The following is a 332-nucleotide window of genomic DNA, read 5'->3' as shown; positions in this document are numbered from 1 at the left end:
CTTTGCGAAGTACGCCGCGGCTTTTTTTAATATGTCCCGTTCGTCAGTAACCCGCTTCAACTCCTTCTGGAGTCGGCGGATCTCGGCCTGAGCATCTGACTGTTCTTTATTAGTGGATGAGTCCGGACCGTACTTCTTTATCCAGGCGTAAAGGCTGTGGGTGGTGATATCGAGACGTGTTGCAACGCTGGAAACAGAATGACCGCGATCAATAACCTGTTTGACTGCTTCAATTTTAAACTCTTCGGGATAACGTTTACCGCTCATGGGCACCTCTCTTTAAGTCATCTTAAATGACTCCGAGGTGTCTGTTAAACCCGTGGCGATTCATT

1 pseudogene is annotated in these 332 nt (G+C 47.9%); it reads right to left on the bottom strand.

Annotated features, from left to right (window positions below):
* A pseudogene (locus AQ981_RS25540) lies at nucleotides 1-267 on the bottom strand (transposase); the annotation flags it as partial.
* Between the last annotated feature and the right edge of the window lie 65 nt (nucleotides 268-332).

This window comes from Entomohabitans teleogrylli (assembly GCF_001484765.1).
In the GTDB taxonomy this organism is placed as follows: Bacteria; Pseudomonadota; Gammaproteobacteria; order Enterobacterales; family Enterobacteriaceae; genus Entomohabitans; species Entomohabitans teleogrylli.
Note: the sequence above shows the minus strand (reverse complement) of the source record. Positions and strands in the feature narration are given on the sequence as shown.